Source organism: Bacillus sp. FSL R12-0074, assembly GCF_038005725.1.
Lineage (GTDB): Bacteria > Bacillota > Bacilli > Bacillales > Bacillaceae_G > Bacillus_A > Bacillus_A mycoides.
Genome location: NZ_JBBOTR010000001.1, coordinates 2731075 through 2751459, shown reverse-complemented (window position 1 = coordinate 2751459; position 20385 = coordinate 2731075). Strand labels below are relative to the sequence as shown.

The window sequence follows — 20385 nt, the reverse complement described above, 5'->3', positions numbered from 1 at the left end:
ATAATTGAAAATAATTATCAATTAAATTTTGATTTTTACATAAAAGGAGTGTGGGTTTCATGGAGACTAACGGTTTTCATGATATTTTTCATAAATATTTTTATGGTTTACAAGTTGTAGAGGAAAGACATATGAATGTTCCAAAAACAATAGGTATGGGTGAAATACGAAGATGGACTTCGTTTTCAGGAATGGAAATTGTGTTATCAAATTATCAATTTCATAAAAATCATCGTATCCAGTTTGCATCTGATGTAGCAATGGTAGAGCTTAATTTTTGTTTACAAGGGTTCGGAGAAGTGCAAGTTGGTCATTCTTCGTATGAATTAATGACTGGAAATAGCTATTTATATTTTATGAATGATTTTGATGTAGTATTTGAATATGAAAAAGAAACGCCTCTATATTCATTAGCGATTGGGATTCCTGTACAATTGTTTAATCATTTCATGATGAATAATGCTATTGAAAAAAGTCTTGATTTTCATTCTATATTAGGAAATCAATCTTTTGAAAAGTTTCAAAATCCAATTGACTCTATAACATCTAGTCTTATTAAGAGAATGATAGAGCATCCCCAAAAGGATCGTATTAGTCAACTAGAATTAGAAAGTAAAGCGCTCGAATTGCTTTCTATACATTTTGGGAGAGTGTTGTTTAATGATTGTGACGCAAATAAAAGGAGTCAATTATCAAAACAGGATTTGAATAAAATAAAACAGGCTGAAGAAATTTTACTTCAACGGATGGAATCACCCCCATCATTATTAGAATTAGCTAAAATAGTAGAGTTAAATGATTATAAATTAAAAATTGGGTTTAAAGAATTATTTGGGATGTCCACATTTGCATATTTACGAGAAAAGCGTATGGAACATGCGATAGATTTACTGCGTTCGGGAAATAGTAATGTGACCGAAACGGCATTTGCAGTTGGATACAATAATGTCAGTCATTTTTCAGAGTTATTTCGTAAAAAGTATGGAATGAATCCATCAGAACTTTTACGTATTTATTAACGTAAAACAGGAATAATCCCCTATACCGTAAATTCCTCCGTCATTTGGTAGTTGCTTTTTGTAATGGTCATTATAATTACAAACAACATCCAATTGGAAATAACTTTTTATGGAGGAATTTAAATGAAAGAACGGAATGAAAGTCATTTTTGGATATTTGTATTAACAGGAATGTTTCTTATTATAACAACGACGGGTTTTGCACGTATGGCATATGGAATTATATTACCGTTTATGCAAGAAGGACTCCATTTATCTACAGCTCAAGCAGGTATGTTAGGAACTATACTCTTTTTAGGGTATTTATTAACAGTCGGAACATCTGGAATACTTACTATCCGTTTTGGAGCAAAATCAGTTTTATTAATAGGGAGTTGGCTCGTCGTTATAAGTTTAATAGGATTATCATTTGTTCCTTCAGTTTGGATAGCTGCTATTTTTATGCTATGTTCTGGAGCTGGAAGTGCTCTTGTATATACACCACTCATGTCAATAACAGTAGGATGGTTTCCAGAAAAAAGAGGAACTGCAATGGGGCTATTATTAAGCGGTGCTGGCATAGGCATGCTATTTAGTGGAATAATTGTTCCTTATATAGTACGTACATTTCCAGAGTATAGTTGGCGTGGTTCATGGCTTTTGTTTGGCGTTATTACATGTATTGTTGTATTCGTTGCCTCAATTGTTTTGAAAAATCCAGAAGTTACTGAAGATGAGGGGGAAAGGAATAATAAGTCGGTTTTATGGAAAACGAAAGAGTTATACATCATTGCATGGATGTATTTTATTGTGGGCGTTGTTTATTTAATTCCAAATTTATATCAAACTAGTTTTATGATTAATAATGGTATTTCGGCATCAATTTCGGGAACTGTTTATGCGATTGCAGGAATGTTTTCAATCGTAGGAGCTCCTGTCTGGGGATTGATTTCGGATCGGATTGGTATAAAGAAGACGTTATGTATTGCACTTTTATTAGCTGTAATAGGTGATATGATTCCAATTATATTTGGACATATCATTGGCTTTATCATGTCGGCAATTATTTGGGGTTCCAGCCTCGGAGGTATCCTTTTATTAATTCAAGTTGCTGCTTCAAGGCAAGTCTCTCCGAAATATGTCTCAATGGCAATTAGTTTTATATCCGTTTTCTATGCAGTTGGTCAAATGATTGGACCAGGACTTGCAGGATGGATTATCGGGGAAAGTGGTTATACAACAGCTTATGGATTAGGTGCTTTCGGTTTCTTTATGTGCATATGTTTGGGATTAAGGCTAAAAAGAGGGGATCTGGCAAACTCAGCGTATATAGAGAAGTGAGTATTGTCTTGAAATGAATCTTTTTAACGGGGGGAAGCAAAGTGTTCCATGTTAAAGACGTATTAGCAGATCAGTTATTAGCAAATGCGAATGATCCCAGTTGGTATATTCCATTTTCAGATGCAGTTAAGGATTTATCTGAGAGAGAAGCTTTCTGGAAACCGAATGAAGAGTGTAATAGTATAGCTGAAATTGTACAACATTTACTGTATTGGAATACGACGTGGCAAACTAGGTACAAAGAATCAAATGTTAATGCTGTGCCCGCTATTGGTGATAATAACAAAAGTTTTATGCTTTCAGATAATCAAACATTTGAAGAGTTAAGAGAAAAACTATTAGAGAAACTGTTACAATGGCAAAGTCTCATAAATGAAGACAATGTTGAAAGTGATGTAATTGGATTTCCTGTATCTGCGAAGTGGTGGGAAGTATTAGCTAATGTAACGACTCATAACGCGTATCACATTGGTCAAATTATTTACATTCGGAAATTACAGAAGAGTTTTGATAATGAATAAGATAATAATTGTCAAATTAGGTGAACAAAAGTGGACAAAACGAGACAGATGTCTCATTTTGTCCACTTTTTTATTATGAAAGAAAAGAGAAAACCTATTAAATCAGGGATTAGAATTTGGCACAGTACTTGCAATATAAAAGATGAACAAGAAAATAGGAGGGCTGGACATGTTAAAAACAACTGAAAGTAAAGGGAATGAAATTACGAAAGAACAAGCTCGTTGGATGTATGAAAAAATGTTAGAGATTCGTAAGTTTGAAGACAAGGTGCATGAATTGTTCGCGCAAGGCGTTCTGCCAGGTTTCGTTCATCTATACGCTGGTGAAGAAGCGGTAGCAGTTGGTGTATGTGCCCACTTAACAGATAGTGACAGTATTACAAGTACGCATAGAGGTCACGGCCATTGTATCGCAAAAGGTTGTGATTTAAATGGCATGATGGCCGAACTTTTTGGGAAAGCGACAGGGTTATGTAAAGGTAAAGGTGGTTCAATGCATATTGCCGATTTAGATAAAGGAATGCTTGGTGCAAATGGGATTGTAGGCGGAGGTTTTCCACTTGCTTGCGGTTCAGCATTAACAGCTAAATATAAAGGAACGAAAGATGTAAGTGTTTGCTTCTTCGATGACGGAGCAAATAATGAAGGAACATTCCATGAAGGGGTTAATTTAGCAGCGATTTGGAAGTTACCAGTTATTTTTATCGCAGAAAATAACGGTTACGGTGAAGCAACAACATTTGAATATGCGTCAAGTTGTGATTCCATTGCAGATCGAGCGAAAGCTTACAATATTCCAGGTGTTCAAGTAGATGGAAAAGATTTACTTGCAGTGTATAAAGCGGCGGAAGAAGCAGTAGAACGTGCGCGTAATGGCGGTGGTCCAACAATAATTGAATGTATGACATATCGTAATTACGGTCATTTCGAAGGTGAAGCGCAAACATATAAAACTTCAGAAGAAAAAGAAGAACATTTAAATGAAAAAGATGCGATTGTGAATTTCCGTAAGCATTTAATTCATGAAGCTTTATTAACAGAATCTGAACTTGTGGATATGGAAAAGGCAGTAGATGAAGCAGTGCAACAATCAATTGAATTTAGTGAAAATAGTCCATATCCGGAAGATGAAGAATTATTAAAAGATGTATACGTTTCTTACGAATAAGAGGAGGGTGAAAAATAATGACTAGAACAGTAAGTATGTCAACTGCAATTAATGAAGCGATGAAAATATCAATGCGTCGTGATGAAAATGTAATTTTAATCGGTGAAGATGTTGCAGGCGGTGCACAAGTGGATCACTTGCAAGATGATGAAGCATGGGGCGGTGTACTCGGTGTTACGAAAGGACTTGTACAAGAATTTGGTCGAAATCGTATTTTAGATACTCCAATTTCAGAAGCGGGTTATATGGGAGCGGCGATGGCAGCTGCTGCAACAGGTTTACGCCCGATAGCTGAATTAATGTTTAATGATTTTATCGGTAGTTGTCTTGATCAAGTATTAAACCAAGGTGCAAAGTTCCGCTATATGTTCGGTGGAAAAGCGAAAGTGCCAGTTACAGTACGTACGATGCACGGTGCTGGATTTAGCGCAGCGGCACAGCATTCACAAAGTTTATATGCGTTATTTACGAGCATTCCAGGTATAAAAGTTGTCGTTCCTTCCACTCCTTATGACGCAAAAGGCTTATTATTAGCGGCAATTGAAGATGACGATCCAGTAATCTTCTTTGAAGATAAAACACTTTACAATATGAAAGGCGAAGTACCAGAAGGGTACTATACAATTCCTTTAGGAAAAGCAGATATTAAACGTGAAGGTTCTGATGTAACAATCGTTGCAATTGGAAAACAAGTTCATACAGCACTTGCAGCTGCAAAGCAATTATCGGAAAAAGGACTCGAAGTAGAAGTAATCGATCCACGTTCTTTATCACCGCTGGATGAAGATACGATTTTAGCATCTGTTGAAAAAACGAATCGCCTAATTGTTATTGACGAAGCAAATCCAAGATGTAGTATCGCAACAGATATTGCGGCAATTGTAGCGGATAAAGGATTCGATTTGTTAGATGCACCTATTAAACGAATTACAGCACCACATACACCAGTTCCGTTTTCGCCACCACTTGAAAAGTTATATTTACCAACGCCGGAGAAAGTAATTGAAACTGTATCAGAAATGATCGGAGACCAATCTTTATTACATGTGTAATGAAACGATGGGAAGGGAGAGAGAAACATGGCTGTAGAAGTTGTAATGCCGAAGTTAGGTATGGCGATGAAAGAAGGTATTATTACGAGCTGGAATATTAAAGCAGGTGATAATGTAGAAAAAGGTGAACTAATTGCTAGTATTAACTCGGAAAAAATCGAAACTGAAATAGAAGCACCAGCTGATGGAACTGTTCTTGATATAGCTGTAAGTGAAGATGAGGGAGTGCCGCCGGGTACTGTAATTTGCTACATCGGTAAACCGGACGAAAAAGTAGAAGTTCATGAAAACATACATGTTGTAGAAGAAAAAGCATCTAATCCAGAACCTAAAAAGGTACAACATCCAGAACCATATGCGATAGATGTGACGAAGCAAAGAGTTAAAATATCTCCAGTAGCAAAGAAAATTGCAAAAACTGAAAATCTCGATATTAGATCATTAATTGGTACAGGACCTGGCGGAAGAATTACAAAGGTAGATGTATTAAAGGTGCTTGAAGAAAGAGTAGCAATTCCAGAAATACTTGAACAAGAAGAAAGTAAAGTCATTCCTATTACTGGTATGCGAAAAGCAATTGCGGACCGTATGCATGCAAGCTTACAAAATAGTGCGCAATTAACATTAACGATGAAAGTAGATGTTACAGATTTAGTTGCTTTACATAAAGAAATAGCGGAAGTTGTACAAAAACGATACGATAACAAACTAACTATTACTGATTTCGTTTCTCGTGCTGTTGTATTAGCGCTTAGAGAGCATAAAGAAATGAACAGCGCGTATATAAATGATGCCATTCATCAATTTGAACATGTTCATTTAGGTATGGCGGTCGCGTTAGAAAAAGGATTAGTCGTTCCAGCTATTCGCTTTGCTAATAATCTATCTTTAGTAGAGTTATCTAAAGAGATTAAAAATGTGGCACAAAAGGCACGAGCAGGCAGTTTAAGTAGTGATGATATGCAAGGGACAACATTTACAATTAGTAATTTAGGTAGCTTCGGTATTGAATATTTTACGCCAGTATTAAATACACCTGAAACTGGTATTTTAGGTGTAGGTGCAATTGAACATGTTCCTGTATATAAAGGGAAAAAATTAAGAAAAGGAAGTATGTTACCTTTAAGTTTAACATTCGATCATCGTGTACTAGACGGTGCACCAGCAGCTGCATTTTTACGCACAATTAAACGTTATTTAGAAGAACCTGTAACAATTCTTTTATAAAGAGAAGGTGAGAAAATGAGTAATTTAGTTGTTATTGGGGGCGGACCTGCTGTTATGTAGCGGCAATTACCGCGGCTCAAAATGGAAAAAATGTCACTCTTATTGATGAAGCTGATCTTGGCGGGACTTGTTTAAATGTCGGTTGTATGCCTACGAAATCATTGTTAGAAAGTGTGGAAGTGCATGACATTGTGAGAAAAGCGAATAATTATGGAGTTACACTTAATGAAGGAAGTATATCAATTGATTGGAAGCAAATACAGGCGAGGAAATCACAAATCGTAACGCAGCTCGTCCAAGGAATCCAATATTTAATGAAGAAAAATAAAATAAAAGTTATACAAGGTAAAGCGAAATTTGAAACGGATCACCGTATGCGAGTTACACACGGTGATAAAGAAGAGGTAGTACATGGAGAACAGTTCATTATAGCGGCAGGATCAGAACCAACTGAATTACCTTTTGCTCCATTTGATGGGAAGTGGATTTTAAATAGTAGTCATGCAATGTCCCTAGAAAATATACCAAAATCATTATTAATCGTTGGTGGTGGTGTAATAGGTTGCGAGTTTGCAAGCATTTATAGTCGTCTTGGAACAAAAGTTACGATTGTTGAAATGGCATCGCAATTATTACCTGGTGAAGATGAAGATATCGCACAAATTTTAAGGGAGAAACTAGAAAATGATGGCGTAAAAATATTTACAGGAGCGGCTTTAAAAGGATTAAATAATTATAAGAAGCAGGCTTCATTTGAATATGAAGGAAGTTTCCAAGAAGCCAACCCGGAATTTGTTCTCGTTTCTGTAGGTCGAAAACCACGTGTACAAGAATTAGCTTTAGAAAAAGCAGGCATTCAATTTCCAAATAAAGGAATTTATGTGAATGAACATATGCAAACAAATAGATCACATATTTACGCAGTGGGTGATGTGATTGGTGGAATACAGCTTGCTCACGTTGCCTTCCATGAAGGAACGACAGCGGCATTACACGCGAGCGGAGAAGATGTGAAAGTAAACTATCATGCTGTACCTCGCTGTATTTATACAGCTCCAGAAATTGCTAGTGTCGGTTTAACAGAAAAAGGAGCAAGAGAGCAATACGGTGACATCCTCATCGGAGAATTCGCATTTACAGCGAACGGAAAAGCGCTTATTATTGGAGAACAAACGGGGAAAGTAAAAGTTATTGTGGAACCTAAATATCAAGAAATTGTAGGGATTTCTATTATCGGTCCTCGTGCAACCGAACTAATCGGACAAGGAACGGTGATGATTCATACAGAAGTAACCGCTGATATAATGAGAGATTATATTGCAGCACATCCAACTTTATCTGAAGCAATCCATGAGGCATTATTGCAGGCGATAGGACATGCTGTACATGCTTGAAGGTAAAAAGACCAGTCTAATATGACTGGTCTTTTTAGTAAATAATATTTAAGTATCAATATGTATAAAAAGATACTAGAAAAATCACTATACTCTCATGTTTTTTTAATCGATGAGAGTATAGTGATTTTGAAACTTCTTCACTTATTTAATTGAAATGCGCTGTTACTATTTAATTTCAATAGCTGAAGTTATATCGTTCCAATCTGCAGCTAAATTAGCAGTTTGACCATACCAATCAGAGTGTCTAAAGGAGACACCTTTTCCATATCCTTGAGTTGAAGAATGTTCCCATAGCGTTGTTGAATAACTTGCAGAAGGTGAAGCTGTACTTACAGAAGAAATTCTGTCGTTCCAGCTAGAAGGTAGGTTTTTAAAGCCACTGCTCCAATAAATATACTGTCCACCTTTATTTTGATGCTCATAAAAATCGGTACTACCAGCACCACTACCTAAAGGGTTAATTTGATTTTTAAGTGCCTTTTTATCCTTTTCAATAAAAGCATTCAATGTTTCTCTGCTAGTAAAGCCATAAGCTAACCAATCTCCATTTTCATTTTGCTTAGGTAGTACCATAGTAATTTGGATGTCTTTTTTTGATTGATCGCTTAATTTTGTGAATGAATTAACATTCTTTTCATCAACTTTTAAATAATCAAATGATTTAATTGTATTATCTTTTTCTGCAGCACTTACTACTCCTAATCCTCCAGTTAATGCAAAACCTGCTACTAATGTCCCTGCTACTAATTTCTTCAACATATAACCATCCCTTTTTGTTTAGATTTTTGTACAGGTAAAACTTGTACATGTAAAATGTATTCTAATTTCGCATTTTTGTAAATATTCTGAAGTTTTAGAAATAATAGGCGGAATATTTACATTTTTGCATTTATTCTTTAGAAAAAATAGCTATTGGAATGATATAATAAATAGATATATTGCTTTTGTTGGATGTTGAAATGTTTTAGGAGGAAAGCCATTGAAGTATTTCAATAAAGATTGGTATAAAGAAATGCAAATTATAGAATTTGTAAGTTTTATAGAGTCTATAAAAGAATGGTCAGAAATGGATATACAAAGTTTAATAGAGGAAATAAAGGAAAGGAAAATAGATTTATTAAAATTCCTTTCTGAATCCATACATCCATTTATTCATAGCACCACAATTAATTCAGAATATCCTTCTAGTGAATTGAAAAAACTTATGAAAGAATGGATAGAGGATTGTGAGAAAAGAAGGGCTCATTTAGATCGATTCTACTTAGAGCACTTCCATTCGATTAAGAAAAAACTCCCAACAAATGTTATGAAATTACATAATTGCTCACTACATGACAGTGTAGTCAAATCAGTAGAGAGAAGATCAAAAGATACGCTAATTATAACTTTAGATTGCAGTGGTACTTTCAGTGAATTTGACAAACTGGAAGTAACTTTTACAGGCGTAACGAAATGTTCTATTCCGGAAAATTTTGAAGGTGCTTGGTGGTTATGTCATGAAATAGATCTTACTAATGAAGGCTTCGAATTGGGTGTTTTATTTGATTGCCCATTTGAAGAAGTGACGATTTGTGCAAAAGATGTATTGCTTGAGAAAAGTAACTAGTAAACTTTATAACTTTACAAACAAAAAAACAGTCTTATATGACTGTTTTTTATTTAGATGCTAAATTATCAAGTTTCCAATATGTATCTGTTAACGGCGCAGCTTTGCTATCTATGTATAAATACATATTATTTAAATCTTTTGGAGAAGTTTTCATATTAAATACAATGTCGGTAGTTAAAGAAAACTCAGATGGAACCTTTTTAGCATTTTCATTTTGTATAAATTCACCTTCGTATTTTTCACCCGTTTTTTCATCTTTTATGAAATATTTTATTTCTGAAAGATCTATCGTTTGTCCGTCAGCACGAGCATTATTTATAGTAACGCGAGCTGTGAGACGCCACTCTTTGTCAATTTTATCGAATTTTGCATTTTCAACAGTTGCTCTATAGTATTCGTTTTTAAATATTTCCCCATAGTGCATTGCATTCTTTTCAAAAGCGCTCTTTTCTTGTTTTGGTGCAGTATTTCCACTACATCCTGCCATTATTCCTGTAAATAATAATGCTGTACAAGTTACTTTAATTATAGATTTCATAGTAATCCCTTTCTGTATTAAAAAGTAAAACATAGGAATAATTTTACATCAATAGGAAAGTAAATGGAAGTATGTTTGTGGAATATGCAAATATATATTTATTTCGTTTTCAAGTTAATGGGATAGAAAGAGGGAGAAAACTGTATAAAACGGAATGAATAAGAATTGAAAATATTGTACAAGGGAAGAGGCATGCATATAATTAAAATAAAGATTAAATTTCTGAATCTTCAATAATGGTGGTGATAACATGTTCACTGAAGAGCGTAGAGAGAAAATTTTAGAGTTACTTAAGAGAGATGGAAGAGTAATCGCAAAGGATCTTGCGGAAAGTTTTGATATGTCTATTGATTCTATAAGAAGAGATCTATCCATTATGGAGAAAGAGAGTTTATTAAAAAGAACTCACGGAGGTGCAGTTGAACTTACGCGAGTGAGAAACTTAGCTGCCGAACCATCGAAACGTTATCGTGATAGTTCAATAGATGAAGATGCGATTGCGAAAGTTGCTGTATCCTACATACAAGAAGGAGATTCCGTTTTTATTGGCGGGGCTTCCATTCATTATGCCATGTTAAAGTATTTACCTGAAACATCATTTATAGTTATTACGAATGCTTTAGAAATTGCTAGTAAGTTACGAGAATATAAGAACATTGATACGTACTTAATTGGTGGAAAAGTGAAACCATCAGGAAATATGACAGATACACTGGCCTCTGAATTGATAAGTAGATTCTCTATTGATCTTTATTTCTCTACAGGTGGCGGTATTTCATTGAATGGTATAAGTACTGCGACACCGGAAGTTGCTTATTTTGGAAAAACAGTAAGTAAAATTGCTAGAAGAAATATTTGTTTAGCTCCTCATAATAAACTTGGAATAGACTGCTTTATAAAAGGAGAGTCACTGTTAGAAATTGACCTTATAATAACAGATGAAGGGGCTAGTAAAGAAACGATTCAACAATTTGAGAAACAAGGTAAAGAAATTGTAATAGCGTCAATAGACCTCATTTAAAAGGAGTTTGAAATGATTATAAAAGGACAAGAGTTTCATATAAATGGATTAACTTATACAGTTCGTTCTGCAGTTCAAACGGATGCTGAGCAGTTATCAGAAATTAGAGTTCAGATCGATGGCGAAACTGAAAATATGGATAGAGAAGCTGGAGAGGGGTTTATTGATAAGATAGGGTTTCAAAAAATAGTAAAAACAGATAGTGAAGAGATGAAGAATCTTTTTTTAGTTGCAGAAGTGCACAACCGAATCGTAGGATTTTCGAGATGTGAAGGATCAAATTTGAAGAGATTATCCCATAAAGTAGAGTTTGGTGTTTGTATTTTAAGAGAGTTTTGGGGATATGGAATGGGTAAGAGTCTATTGCAACAATCTATTCAGTGGGCTGATGAAAATGAAGTGAAAAAGATATCATTGCAAGTGTTAGAGACAAATGAAAAAGCCATCCAACTTTATAAAAAATTAGGTTTGGAGGTAGAAGGTATTCTAAAAAATGATAAAAAACTGTCGGATGGTAAGTATTATAATACGGTAGTAATGGGAAGGTTTACTGATACTTTTCATAAAAGAGGTGAAGAAGTATGTTTTACAGAAGGAAATACTATGTAGTAAAAAATGAATTCATAGAAATATTTAATGATCATTTCAATGATACTAATTTACCTAATCAAATAAAATATGGTTCTCGTTTAATAGGACGCTGGATGAAAGATAATAATGATGGTACGACTGAAGTATTTGCAATATGGGAATATGATAGTTATGAACAGTATAAAGAAATTGAATCAAAAATTAGAAGCGACAAGATACATGTTAAAAGAATACATGATTGGTATGAAAAACATGGCGGGAAAGAATATGTTTTACAGGAGTACATATTAAAGTTAAAAAATGAAGAGTTAGTATGTACTGTAAAGTGATAGAGGGGTGAGGAATAATGGGAATTAAAACAAAATTATATTTTAGTTTAGCATCCACCATTTTATTTGCAATAGCGGTGATAGTTTTCTTTATAAACGGCAATCCACAAAAGTGGTTTTGGTTATGTATTTTCTTTGCGTCCATTATACAAAATATAGTTCTACTAAAAAAGAATAAAGAAGTTCATTAAGATATTCAAATTATTAACATATTTGTGTCATCTTTCTAGTTGTATTGAAAACGCTTTTATTCAGTTTTATAATAAAAGTATGTTTTATAAATCTCCAAAACAATTAATAGGGGAGATGATACAATGTTAGCTTCACCGTTTTACTTACATACATGGAAAAAGTTTGTTGATGAAGGAGTCCTTGATTCGAACCGTATAAACGAAAGAATTTCAGAGTCATGGCATCGATGTAAACAAGCAAATGTGAATCCTCATATGAATAAAGGTCAGAAAATTTTGTCTTCTGATATTTTTCAGGATCAAAAGAAAAAGAGTGAAATCTTCCTTGATATAGCAATACCTCAAATACAAAATATGAGGAAAACCATTGATGAACTGCAAATGATGGCATTATTAATTGATCCAGATGGTTATGTTCTATCATTAAGTGGAAATCAGCAAACGTTGAAACGAGCGAAACATATTAATTTTATTGAAGGTGTGAAATGGACGGAAGCAGCTGTTGGTACAAATGCGATAGGAACAGCGTTACAGATTGAAGAGGCTATTATGATAAGTGGTACAGAGCATTATTCTGTCGCATCTCATAGCTGGAGCTGTGCGGCCTCTCCGATTCATAATGATGATGGGAAATTAATTGGTGTTCTAGATTTCTCCTGTCCAATTGAGTTTTCACATCCATATATGCTCGGAATGGTAACTTCGATCGCGCATGCGATTGAACGTGAATGTAGTATTCGAGTACATCAAAATGAACTGCATTTAATCCATCGTTTTTTAGATGTAATTGACAGTGATGAACAAGTTGTTATTTGTAACCATCGTGATGTTATCGTTTCTGCGAGCAAGAGGGTTCGTGAACGAGTATGTAATTGGTCACGAATGAAACTTGAAGATTTATTGCACAATGGATTGAAACCTAAATTAGAGGTACCGGTATATAGTAATGATAGAATGATCGGGAAATGTATTTACTTAAAGGAAAATAAACAAGAAAATTTATTTTCTACTTACCCGTTTATAAACGGAATTACTTTCCCTGGAGTTATTGGGACAAGCAGCGTATTTCAACATACTTTAGAAGAAATTAAGCTTGTTTCACCAACTGACGCTAGTGTATATGTTTGTGGAGAAACAGGTGTAGGGAAAGAATATGTAGCGAGAGCGATTCATGAAAATAGTCCAAGAAAAAATGGTCCTTTTATAGCTGTTAACTGCGGTTCATTACCGAAAGAATTAATGGAAAGTGAATTATTCGGTTATGCTGAAGGTGCGTTTACAGGTGCGCGGCGCCAAGGATATAAAGGGAAATTCGAACAAGCAGATGGAGGAACAATATTTTTAGATGAAATTGGTGAAGTACCGCCAGAGATGCAAGTGGCATTATTGCGTGTTTTGCAAGAACGAACAGTAACCCCAATTGGTAGTTCAAAAGAGGGACCAGTAAATATTCGTATTATTACTGCGACACATAAAGATTTACTACGATTAGTAGAAGAAGGGAAATTCCGTCAAGATTTATATTATCGTTTACATGTTTATCCGCTATATGTTCCGTCGTTAATAGAAAGAAAAGAGGATATTCCGTACTTCATACAACATTTTTGTGAACGAAAGGATTGGAATGTTGTATTTCCAAAGAGTATTTGTAATCAATTTTCACAGCATACATGGCCCGGAAATATTCGAGAATTATTAAATGTATTAGAACGCATATACATTTTGTCGCAAGGACGGGAAATATGCGAAAAACAAATCTCTTTTTTATTACAAACAATGATTGGAAATCAACATCAACTTGAATTGCAAGCAGAAAATAAAACGGAGCATACATTAAATTTCCGTGAAAAAATACAGCGTGATAGCATGATTGAAGCGTTGCAAAAGACGAACGGAAATGTTTCATTAGCTGCAAAACTATTAGATGTGCCACGCAGTACATTTTATAAACGTATGCAAAAATTTAGGCTATAAAAGTAGATTTTTGTAATCTACTTTTTCTTTATGGGCTCACGTTCTGTCGGAATGTGCGCTTGCCAGGGAAATAATAGAATAATTAGAAAGAAGATTTCCTGAAGGGGGTTAGCATGTGAAGTATATTGAAATTGGAATCGGGAATAGGTGGTTCATTCGAACGGAAACCGAAAATAAAGATGGAACTGAATTCGAGGAACGAGGAATTATTAAACCAATTTATTTTGAGTCTTTATATGTACGGATTTGGTTTCGGAAAACGTGTTTTATTTTTGATACGAAAGAGGGCTTTAAGAAAGTAAGAAAAAGTAGAGCTGAGTATAAGTTTATTGTTGGAATGGTGAGTAGGTTAAAACAATAGAATCACACAGGGGGTGTTTTTATGATTAGAATTATCACATTCATACTCGCTTTTATTATAATGGGCTATTCTATTTACAGTTGGAATGATGATTCGAAGCAAAGTATGCTCATTTTACAATTACTTTTAGGTTTTATGCTTGCCGGTATGGGGATACACAACGTTAAGAAGGATGAAAAAGAGAATAAGAATATGGGGCTTTTGCTATTACTTACATCACTTTTTTGTATTATTGTATCGTTAATAAAATATTTTAAATAAACCGTTACTAAGCATATTGAGTAACGGTTTTTTGAGGTTATAATGTGCTATTTATATAACCCCGTCGTATACATTACCGTTAAAGTATGTACAATTTCTTCTAATTCTAGTTCTTTATCATTTTGCACGATTGTCCAAAGAAACGTTTCATTCATAGAGAACCAGCCGCATGCGACAATCTCTTTATTTAACTCAGTTCGTACTAATTCATTTTCCTGGGAATGGGAAATGTCTTGTATAATCCGTGTTACAAAGCGTTCGCGAATCTCATCCCATTTTTGACGTATTTCTTTTGAGGTTCTTATTGCTTCTTCAACAACTTGTAATATAGCTCTTTCTTCTTGTGCTAACTGTAAAAAAGCGCGCACTTGATTCTGAATCATATCTCGTGCTTCGACCTTTGTTTGAGGGGAAAAAGAGCGATCAGCAATATCATAAAAGCGATTCATAACATCTTCCATCAAAACGACGAGGAGAGCATCTTTGTTTTTAAAATATACATATGCTGTTCCATAACCAGTTTCTGCATGTTTAATAATTTGCGTGATTGTAGTTTTCTGAAATCCGTTTTTTATAAACATAGTATAACCGGAATGTAATAGTTTCTTTTTTGTTTCTAAGGAGCGGTGTTTTCTTGTTGAAAGAGTAGAATTTTTCAAGGAATCACCTCTTTATACTGAAATATCTGAAAATATAATTGTATTGTAAAAGAAGTTTGTATATAAAGTCAACTGACATAATATCATTGACGTTATATCAATTTAAGTGATATATTTCAATTAGTTAGAATAAAAAGAAAATTAAAAGAAGGTGACACCATGTATAAAGAACCATTTCAACCAACTTATGAGTATGCGCTTGAATGTGATAAACATGATGAACTGAAAGATTTTCAATCTGAATTTTATAAAAAAGAAGGAACAATATATTTAGATGGTAACTCTTTAGGGTTGCTTTCAAAAAGAGCAGAGAAATCGTTACTTACCTTGCTAGATTCATGGAAAGAGTTTGGGATTGATGGATGGACTGAAGGTGAGCATCCATGGTTTTTCCTTTCGGAGAAATTGGGTGAATTGACAGCACCTCTTATTGGATCTTTACCGGAAGAAACGATTGTAACCGGTTCCACGACTGCGAATATACATCAAGTTATTGCGACGTTTTATGAGCCAAAAGGAATACGAACAAAAATTCTTGCGGATGAATTAACTTTTCCGTCAGATATTTATGCACTTCAGAGTCAAATTCGTTTAAAAGGCTTAGATCCAGATGAACATTTAGTACGAGTGAAAAGTCGAGATGGAAGAACACTTTCTGAAGATGATATTATTCATGCGATGACCGATGATATCGCTTTAATATTATTGCCTTCTGTACTATATAGGAGTGGACAAATTCTTGATATGAAGCGATTAACAGCTGAAGCTCATAAACGTGGTATTCATATCGGTTTTGATTTATGTCATTCGATCGGCTCCATTCCGCATCATTTTAAAGAGTGGGATGTAGATTTCGCTGTATGGTGTAATTATAAATATTTAAATGCAGGTCCTGGTGGTGTTGCAGGCCTTTATGTAAATAATAAACACTTTAATAGACTCCCAGGATTATCTGGTTGGTTTAGTTCTAGAAAAGATAAGCAATTTGATATGGAGCATTCATTAACTGCGGCTGACCATGCTGGAGCTTATCAGATAGGGACACCTCACGTATTAAGTACTGCACCATTAATCGGTTCTCTTGAAATTTTTAAAGAAGCTGGTATTGAGAAGTTACGTGAAAAATCATTACATATTACGAGATATATGCTTGATTTAATTGAACATGAATTAAAAGGCTTTGAATTTACAATTGGAAATCCATTAGAGGATGAAAAACGAGGCGGGCATATTTATTTAGAACATGCTGAGGCGGCGCGTATTTGTAAAGCGTTAAAAGCAAATGGGGTTATTCCAGACTTTAGAGCTCCAAATGGAGTTAGACTTGCGCCTGTTGCTTTATACAATACGTATGAGGAAGTATGGAACTCTGTACAGATTTTAAAGAAAATCATGAAAAATGACGAATATAAAAACTTTGAAAATAAGCGAGAGGTTGTGGCGTAAGCATGAAAATATCGCAGTGGATTGATATTTCACAACCGCTAAATAATGATATCGCGACATGGCCAGGGGATACACCGTTCTCGTATGAAGTTTCATGGTCAAAAGAAAACAGTGGTTCAGTAAATGTCGGAAAGTTAACGATGAGTATCCATACAGGTACTCATATTGATGCACCTTTTCATTTTGATAATGACGGTAAGAAAGTGTTGGATTTAGATATTCAAGTTTATGTTGGCCCAGCGCGAATCATTGACGTTTCTAATCTTGAAAGCATCGGGAAAAAGGAATTAGAAAACTTTCATTTAGAAGGTGTAGAACGATTGTTATTACGTACATCTTCACATGGTAAAGCAAATGAATTCCCAGATGTAATCCCGCATTTACGCACAGATATTGCAGCCTTTCTTTCTGAAAAGGGAATTCGTTTAATCGGGGTGGACGTACCATCTGTTGATCCTTTAGATGATAAAGAACTAGCAGCACATCATCAATTATTTAAACATGGAATTCACATTTTAGAAAATGTCGTACTCGATCACGTAGTAGACGGCGATTACGAACTTATTGCATTACCACTTGCATTAACAGATGCGGATGGGAGTCCAGTTCGAGCTGTTATTAGACCAATATAAGTAGAAATGAACACAAAGGGGCGTTTGGCTAATATGAAAGAAAATGAAAAGGTAATTATGGAAAAAGGGATTCATACGGATTTTAAGGAGAATATGACGTACGGAGAGTATTTACAGCTAGATAGCTTATTATCTAGTCAACAAAGATTATCAGATCATCATGATGAAATGTTATTTATCGTTATCCACCAAGCGAGTGAGCTTTGGATGAAACTAATTTTACATGAATTGAATGCTGCAATTGAATCTATTAAACAAGATAAATTACCACCAGCTTTTAAAATGTTAGCACGTGTATCAAAAATTCAGTCGCAAATTATTCAATCTTGGGATATTCTTGCGACATTAACGCCATCAGAATATATTGAGTTTCGTGATTCACTTGGTCAGGCTTCAGGTTTTCAATCGTATCAATATCGAATGATTGAATATGCACTTGGTTATAAAACACCACATGCATTAAAGATTTATGAAAAGGACCCAGAATTACATGCTCGTCTTCATAAAGCACTTCATGCACCAAGTTTGTATGATGTGGCGATACAAGCGCTTGTTAAAGAAGGATTCCCAATTCATAAAGATGTGTTAAATCGTGATATTACGCAGCCTTACGAAGAGGATGCAACTGTAGAAGCGGCTTGGATAGAAGTATATGCGGACGTGCAGAAATATTGGGATTTATATCAGCTTGCAGAGAAATTAATCGATATTGAAGACTGGCTACAACAATGGCGTTTCCGTCATATGAAAACGGTAGAACGAATTATTGGTCATAAAATGGGAACAGGTGGCTCTTCTGGCGTATCTTATTTAAAGCGAGTGCTTGATCAATGCTTCTTCCCAGAGCTTTGGAACGTTCGAACGAAATTATAAAAATAAACTTGTCAGCTATTAAATGCTGGCAAGTTTATTTTTTGTTTTAATAACAAATATGATTTAATAGAGAGAACGAGATGAACTACAAATATTACATAACCATTTAGATGGAGGAAGATTTCTTGAATTTCGAGCAATTACAAAATAAATTTGAAAAGAAAAAGGTTAATACATTTCTTGTTTATCAAAAGGGGGAATTAACGACTGAGTACTATAAAACGATAGACTGTGCAAATGAATTATTTAAAATTAATTCGATTACAAAAAGTATCGTATCTATATTAATTGGTATCGCAATTGATAAAAGATTTATAAATAATATACATACACCAATCACAACATGGATTCCAAATGTGCCGGAGGAAAAGAGGGAACTAACGCTGTATCATTTATTAACGATGACAACAGGAGAAGATTGGAAAGAGTTCGGAAATGGGGTTGTTTTCCCAAATGATTTTGTGGAATCAGACAATTGGGTGCAATACATTTTAGAAAAGCCGCTTATTGAAGAAATCGGTACGAAAATGAATTATAATTCAGGTTCTTCTCACTTACTTAGTTACATCATTCAACAAGCAACTGGAATGTCGACGGAGCAGTTCGCGAAAAAGTATTTATTTGAGCCGTTAAACATTACGGAGTATGAGTGGCAACAAGACCCGCAAGGTATATATGTTGGCGGATTTGGTATGAAAATGAAATCTATAGATTTATTAAAATTAGGAAAAGTATGTTTGCACAATGGATATTGGAAGGGTAATGAAATCGTATCATCGAAATGGTTAGAAGAATCAAATATAGCTCTATTCGAAACGTATGAACATGTCGGAGCATATGGATATCACTGGTGGGTATTAAATAACGAAAGATTTCACATACCGTATTGTATGTATTTTGCTATGGGATACGGAGGGCAATACATTATTATCATTCCGCAGTTAGAGCTCGTAGCTGTAATTAGTAGTCACATGCCAAAACGTGGCCTCGTACCATTAAAGTTATTTATAGAACATATAAAAGAGAATTCCAATCATAAATAAGTAGAGAAATGAGGATTTTTATGAGAAGTGCAAAAATGATAGCGATTTATAGACTGTTATTAAGTCTTCTAGCGTTTAGTGCACTTATTACTCAATTTGTTACAAGGGCACAAGTGAAACCGTTCAATCCAGTTAACTTTTTTAGTTTCTTCACAATTGAAAGTAATATTTTAGTTGCGGTAATTCTACTATTTAGTAGTTTGGGGACAGCTCTATTTGGACGTTCCGAGCAGTTTGGATTTCTTCGCGGTGCAGCTACAGTATACATACTGACAACAGGACTTATTTATTTTCTGTTATTAAGGGGATTAGAAGAGTCACTTCAAACACCGATACCGTGGGTAAATACTGTGCTTCATTACATCATGCCGTTAGCGATGATTTTAGATTGGGTTATAAATCCACCTACGAAGACCATTACATGGAAACAGGCTGCGAGTTGGCTTGTTTTCCCGCTTTTATATGTTGTCTATAGCTTAATACGCGGGCCATTCGTGAATTGGTACCCATATCCGTTTTTAGATCCGAGAATAGGTGGATATGGGAGAGTATTTTTATATAGTATAGGGATATCCGTTGTTATTGGAGCTATTTGCGGATTAGTAAAAATGTTAGGGAATCGATCTTTGCATATAAAAAATAATCCTCCTTATTAAGGAAGAAGTACATAAAGAAACCTCTGTCTGTATGTAAAGACGGAGGTTTTTTGTTTTACCGACTTGTTTTCTGAAAGGACATCTTTAAAAATTCCTCTGTTTTCGTATCAAACTCTACATCCACAAAAACACCATACTCTTTTCCACCCTCACGTAGCCATAATTTAAACTTTTCAACTGTTATTTGAACAGTTTTTGGTTGTCTACCTATATGAAGGTAATCGATAATCTCAGCTTTCGGATATTGTTCTTTCGTTTTTTCAACGGCTAGTTTACCCCATTTTGCATATGGCGGCTGTGCGTGAACAATAGATGGATCGGTATGTATATTTGAACATGTTGTTATTAAAAAAAATATAAATGCTGTACGTAAGAAGAATCGCTTCATAATAAGCTCCTTTTATTCTTTTTGTATATTGTTTACATATTTCTTCAAGCATATAAGTTTGGATTTTTTTGTCTTCTTTACATAAAAGCGAGGGTTTTACAAAACATAA

22 protein-coding genes and 1 pseudogene are annotated in these 20385 nt (G+C 34.6%); 19 read left to right on the top strand and 4 right to left on the bottom strand.

Going from position 1 to position 20385, the window contains the following annotated elements:
* The first annotated feature begins 59 nt into the window (after positions 1 to 59).
* The 7 genes and pseudogenes from NSS97_RS14310 (at position 60) to lpdA (ending at position 7701) form a co-directional block, all read left to right on the top strand.
* A complete protein-coding gene (locus NSS97_RS14310) occupies positions 60 to 1019 on the top strand; it encodes a helix-turn-helix domain-containing protein (protein ID WP_107886803.1) in 960 nt (319 codons plus the stop codon).
* A 123-nt stretch (positions 1020 to 1142) separates the two neighbouring features.
* Positions 1143 to 2339, top strand: a complete 1197-nt coding sequence (locus NSS97_RS14305; protein WP_107886804.1) for an MFS transporter — start codon at positions 1143 to 1145, stop codon at positions 2337 to 2339.
* 41 nt (positions 2340 to 2380) lie between these two features.
* Positions 2381 to 2860: a DinB family protein gene (locus tag NSS97_RS14300; RefSeq protein ID WP_107886805.1), complete on the top strand. Its 480-nt coding sequence runs from the start codon at positions 2381 to 2383 to the stop codon at positions 2858 to 2860.
* 169 nt (positions 2861 to 3029) lie between these two features.
* Entirely contained in the window at positions 3030 to 4028 is a 999-nt protein-coding gene (gene acoA, locus NSS97_RS14295) for an acetoin:2,6-dichlorophenolindophenol oxidoreductase subunit alpha (RefSeq protein WP_341113038.1), read from the top strand.
* 17 nt (positions 4029 to 4045) lie between these two features.
* Positions 4046 to 5080 carry an acetoin:2,6-dichlorophenolindophenol oxidoreductase subunit beta gene (acoB, locus tag NSS97_RS14290; protein ID WP_002168235.1) on the top strand — a complete coding sequence of 345 codons (1035 nt, stop codon included), beginning with the start codon at positions 4046 to 4048 and terminating at the stop codon, positions 5078 to 5080.
* 27 nt (positions 5081 to 5107) lie between these two features.
* Positions 5108 to 6307, top strand: coding sequence for a 2-oxo acid dehydrogenase subunit E2 (locus NSS97_RS14285; RefSeq protein WP_107886808.1), 1200 nt, complete (start codon positions 5108 to 5110; stop codon positions 6305 to 6307).
* A gap of 15 nt (positions 6308 to 6322) precedes the next feature.
* Positions 6323 to 7701, top strand: a pseudogene (gene lpdA / locus NSS97_RS14280) (dihydrolipoyl dehydrogenase).
* A gap of 168 nt (positions 7702 to 7869) precedes the next feature.
* Here lpdA and NSS97_RS14275 read toward each other — a convergent pair.
* Complete coding sequence (locus NSS97_RS14275; protein WP_000914462.1) at positions 7870 to 8463, bottom strand: hypothetical protein; 594 nt, start codon at positions 8461 to 8463, stop codon at positions 7870 to 7872.
* 220 nt (positions 8464 to 8683) lie between these two features.
* On the opposite strand from NSS97_RS14275, the gene NSS97_RS14270 reads away from it, so the two are divergent.
* Entirely contained in the window at positions 8684 to 9310 is a 627-nt protein-coding gene (locus tag NSS97_RS14270; protein WP_107886810.1) for a DUF4085 family protein, read from the top strand.
* Between the two features lie 49 nt (positions 9311 to 9359).
* Here NSS97_RS14270 and NSS97_RS14265 read toward each other — a convergent pair whose 3' ends face one another.
* Positions 9360 to 9851, bottom strand: a complete 492-nt coding sequence (locus NSS97_RS14265; RefSeq protein WP_060751402.1) for a hypothetical protein — start codon at positions 9849 to 9851, stop codon at positions 9360 to 9362.
* Between the two features lie 250 nt (positions 9852 to 10101).
* Between NSS97_RS14265 and NSS97_RS14260 the strand changes: the two genes are divergently transcribed.
* The 6 genes from NSS97_RS14260 to NSS97_RS14235 all read left to right on the top strand — a co-directional run bounded on the left by NSS97_RS14260 (position 10102) and on the right by NSS97_RS14235 (position 14579).
* A complete protein-coding gene (locus NSS97_RS14260; protein ID WP_044444356.1) occupies positions 10102 to 10872 on the top strand; it encodes a DeoR/GlpR family DNA-binding transcription regulator in 771 nt (256 codons plus the stop codon).
* Positions 10873 to 10884: 12 nt separating this feature from the next.
* The gene (locus NSS97_RS14255; RefSeq protein ID WP_107886811.1) at positions 10885 to 11481 is read left to right on the top strand and encodes a GNAT family N-acetyltransferase; all 597 of its coding nucleotides are present in this window, start codon (positions 10885 to 10887) and stop codon (positions 11479 to 11481) included.
* On the top strand, positions 11454 to 11792 hold the full coding sequence (locus tag NSS97_RS14250) for an NIPSNAP family protein (protein ID WP_107886812.1): 339 nt from the start codon (positions 11454 to 11456) through the stop codon (positions 11790 to 11792). Before NSS97_RS14255 ends, NSS97_RS14250 begins: the two co-directional genes overlap by 28 nt.
* A gap of 314 nt (positions 11793 to 12106) precedes the next feature.
* Positions 12107 to 13957, top strand: a complete 1851-nt coding sequence (locus NSS97_RS14245; RefSeq protein WP_107886813.1) for a sigma 54-interacting transcriptional regulator — start codon at positions 12107 to 12109, stop codon at positions 13955 to 13957.
* Positions 13958 to 14072: 115 nt separating this feature from the next.
* A complete protein-coding gene (locus NSS97_RS14240; protein WP_000873838.1) occupies positions 14073 to 14318 on the top strand; it encodes a DUF3977 family protein in 246 nt (81 codons plus the stop codon).
* Between the two features lie 21 nt (positions 14319 to 14339).
* Positions 14340 to 14579: a DUF3953 domain-containing protein gene (locus NSS97_RS14235; protein ID WP_002165667.1), complete on the top strand. Its 240-nt coding sequence runs from the start codon at positions 14340 to 14342 to the stop codon at positions 14577 to 14579.
* Positions 14580 to 14626: 47 nt separating this feature from the next.
* Here the strand turns inward: NSS97_RS14235 and NSS97_RS14230 are convergent, their stop codons facing one another.
* The gene (locus tag NSS97_RS14230; RefSeq protein ID WP_107886814.1) at positions 14627 to 15238 is read right to left on the bottom strand and encodes a TetR family transcriptional regulator; all 612 of its coding nucleotides are present in this window, start codon (positions 15236 to 15238) and stop codon (positions 14627 to 14629) included.
* A gap of 159 nt (positions 15239 to 15397) precedes the next feature.
* Between NSS97_RS14230 and kynU the strand changes: the two genes are divergently transcribed.
* From kynU to NSS97_RS14205, 5 genes are all read left to right on the top strand, one after another.
* On the top strand, positions 15398 to 16684 hold the full coding sequence (kynU, locus tag NSS97_RS14225) for a kynureninase (RefSeq protein WP_107886815.1): 1287 nt from the start codon (positions 15398 to 15400) through the stop codon (positions 16682 to 16684).
* Between the two features lie 2 nt (positions 16685 to 16686).
* Complete coding sequence (gene kynB / locus NSS97_RS14220) at positions 16687 to 17316, top strand: arylformamidase (protein ID WP_044444362.1); 630 nt, start codon at positions 16687 to 16689, stop codon at positions 17314 to 17316.
* 33 nt (positions 17317 to 17349) lie between these two features.
* On the top strand, positions 17350 to 18189 hold the full coding sequence (gene kynA / locus NSS97_RS14215) for a tryptophan 2,3-dioxygenase (protein ID WP_044444363.1): 840 nt from the start codon (positions 17350 to 17352) through the stop codon (positions 18187 to 18189).
* Positions 18190 to 18314: 125 nt separating this feature from the next.
* A complete protein-coding gene (locus tag NSS97_RS14210) occupies positions 18315 to 19232 on the top strand; it encodes a serine hydrolase (protein WP_107886816.1) in 918 nt (305 codons plus the stop codon).
* Positions 19233 to 19252: 20 nt separating this feature from the next.
* Entirely contained in the window at positions 19253 to 19888 is a 636-nt protein-coding gene (locus NSS97_RS14205) for a Pr6Pr family membrane protein (RefSeq protein ID WP_044444365.1), read from the top strand.
* A gap of 55 nt (positions 19889 to 19943) precedes the next feature.
* Here NSS97_RS14205 and NSS97_RS14200 read toward each other — a convergent pair whose 3' ends face one another.
* Positions 19944 to 20276, bottom strand: coding sequence for a DUF3889 domain-containing protein (locus tag NSS97_RS14200; RefSeq protein ID WP_060751411.1), 333 nt, complete (start codon positions 20274 to 20276; stop codon positions 19944 to 19946).
* Positions 20277 to 20385 lie beyond the last annotated feature (109 nt).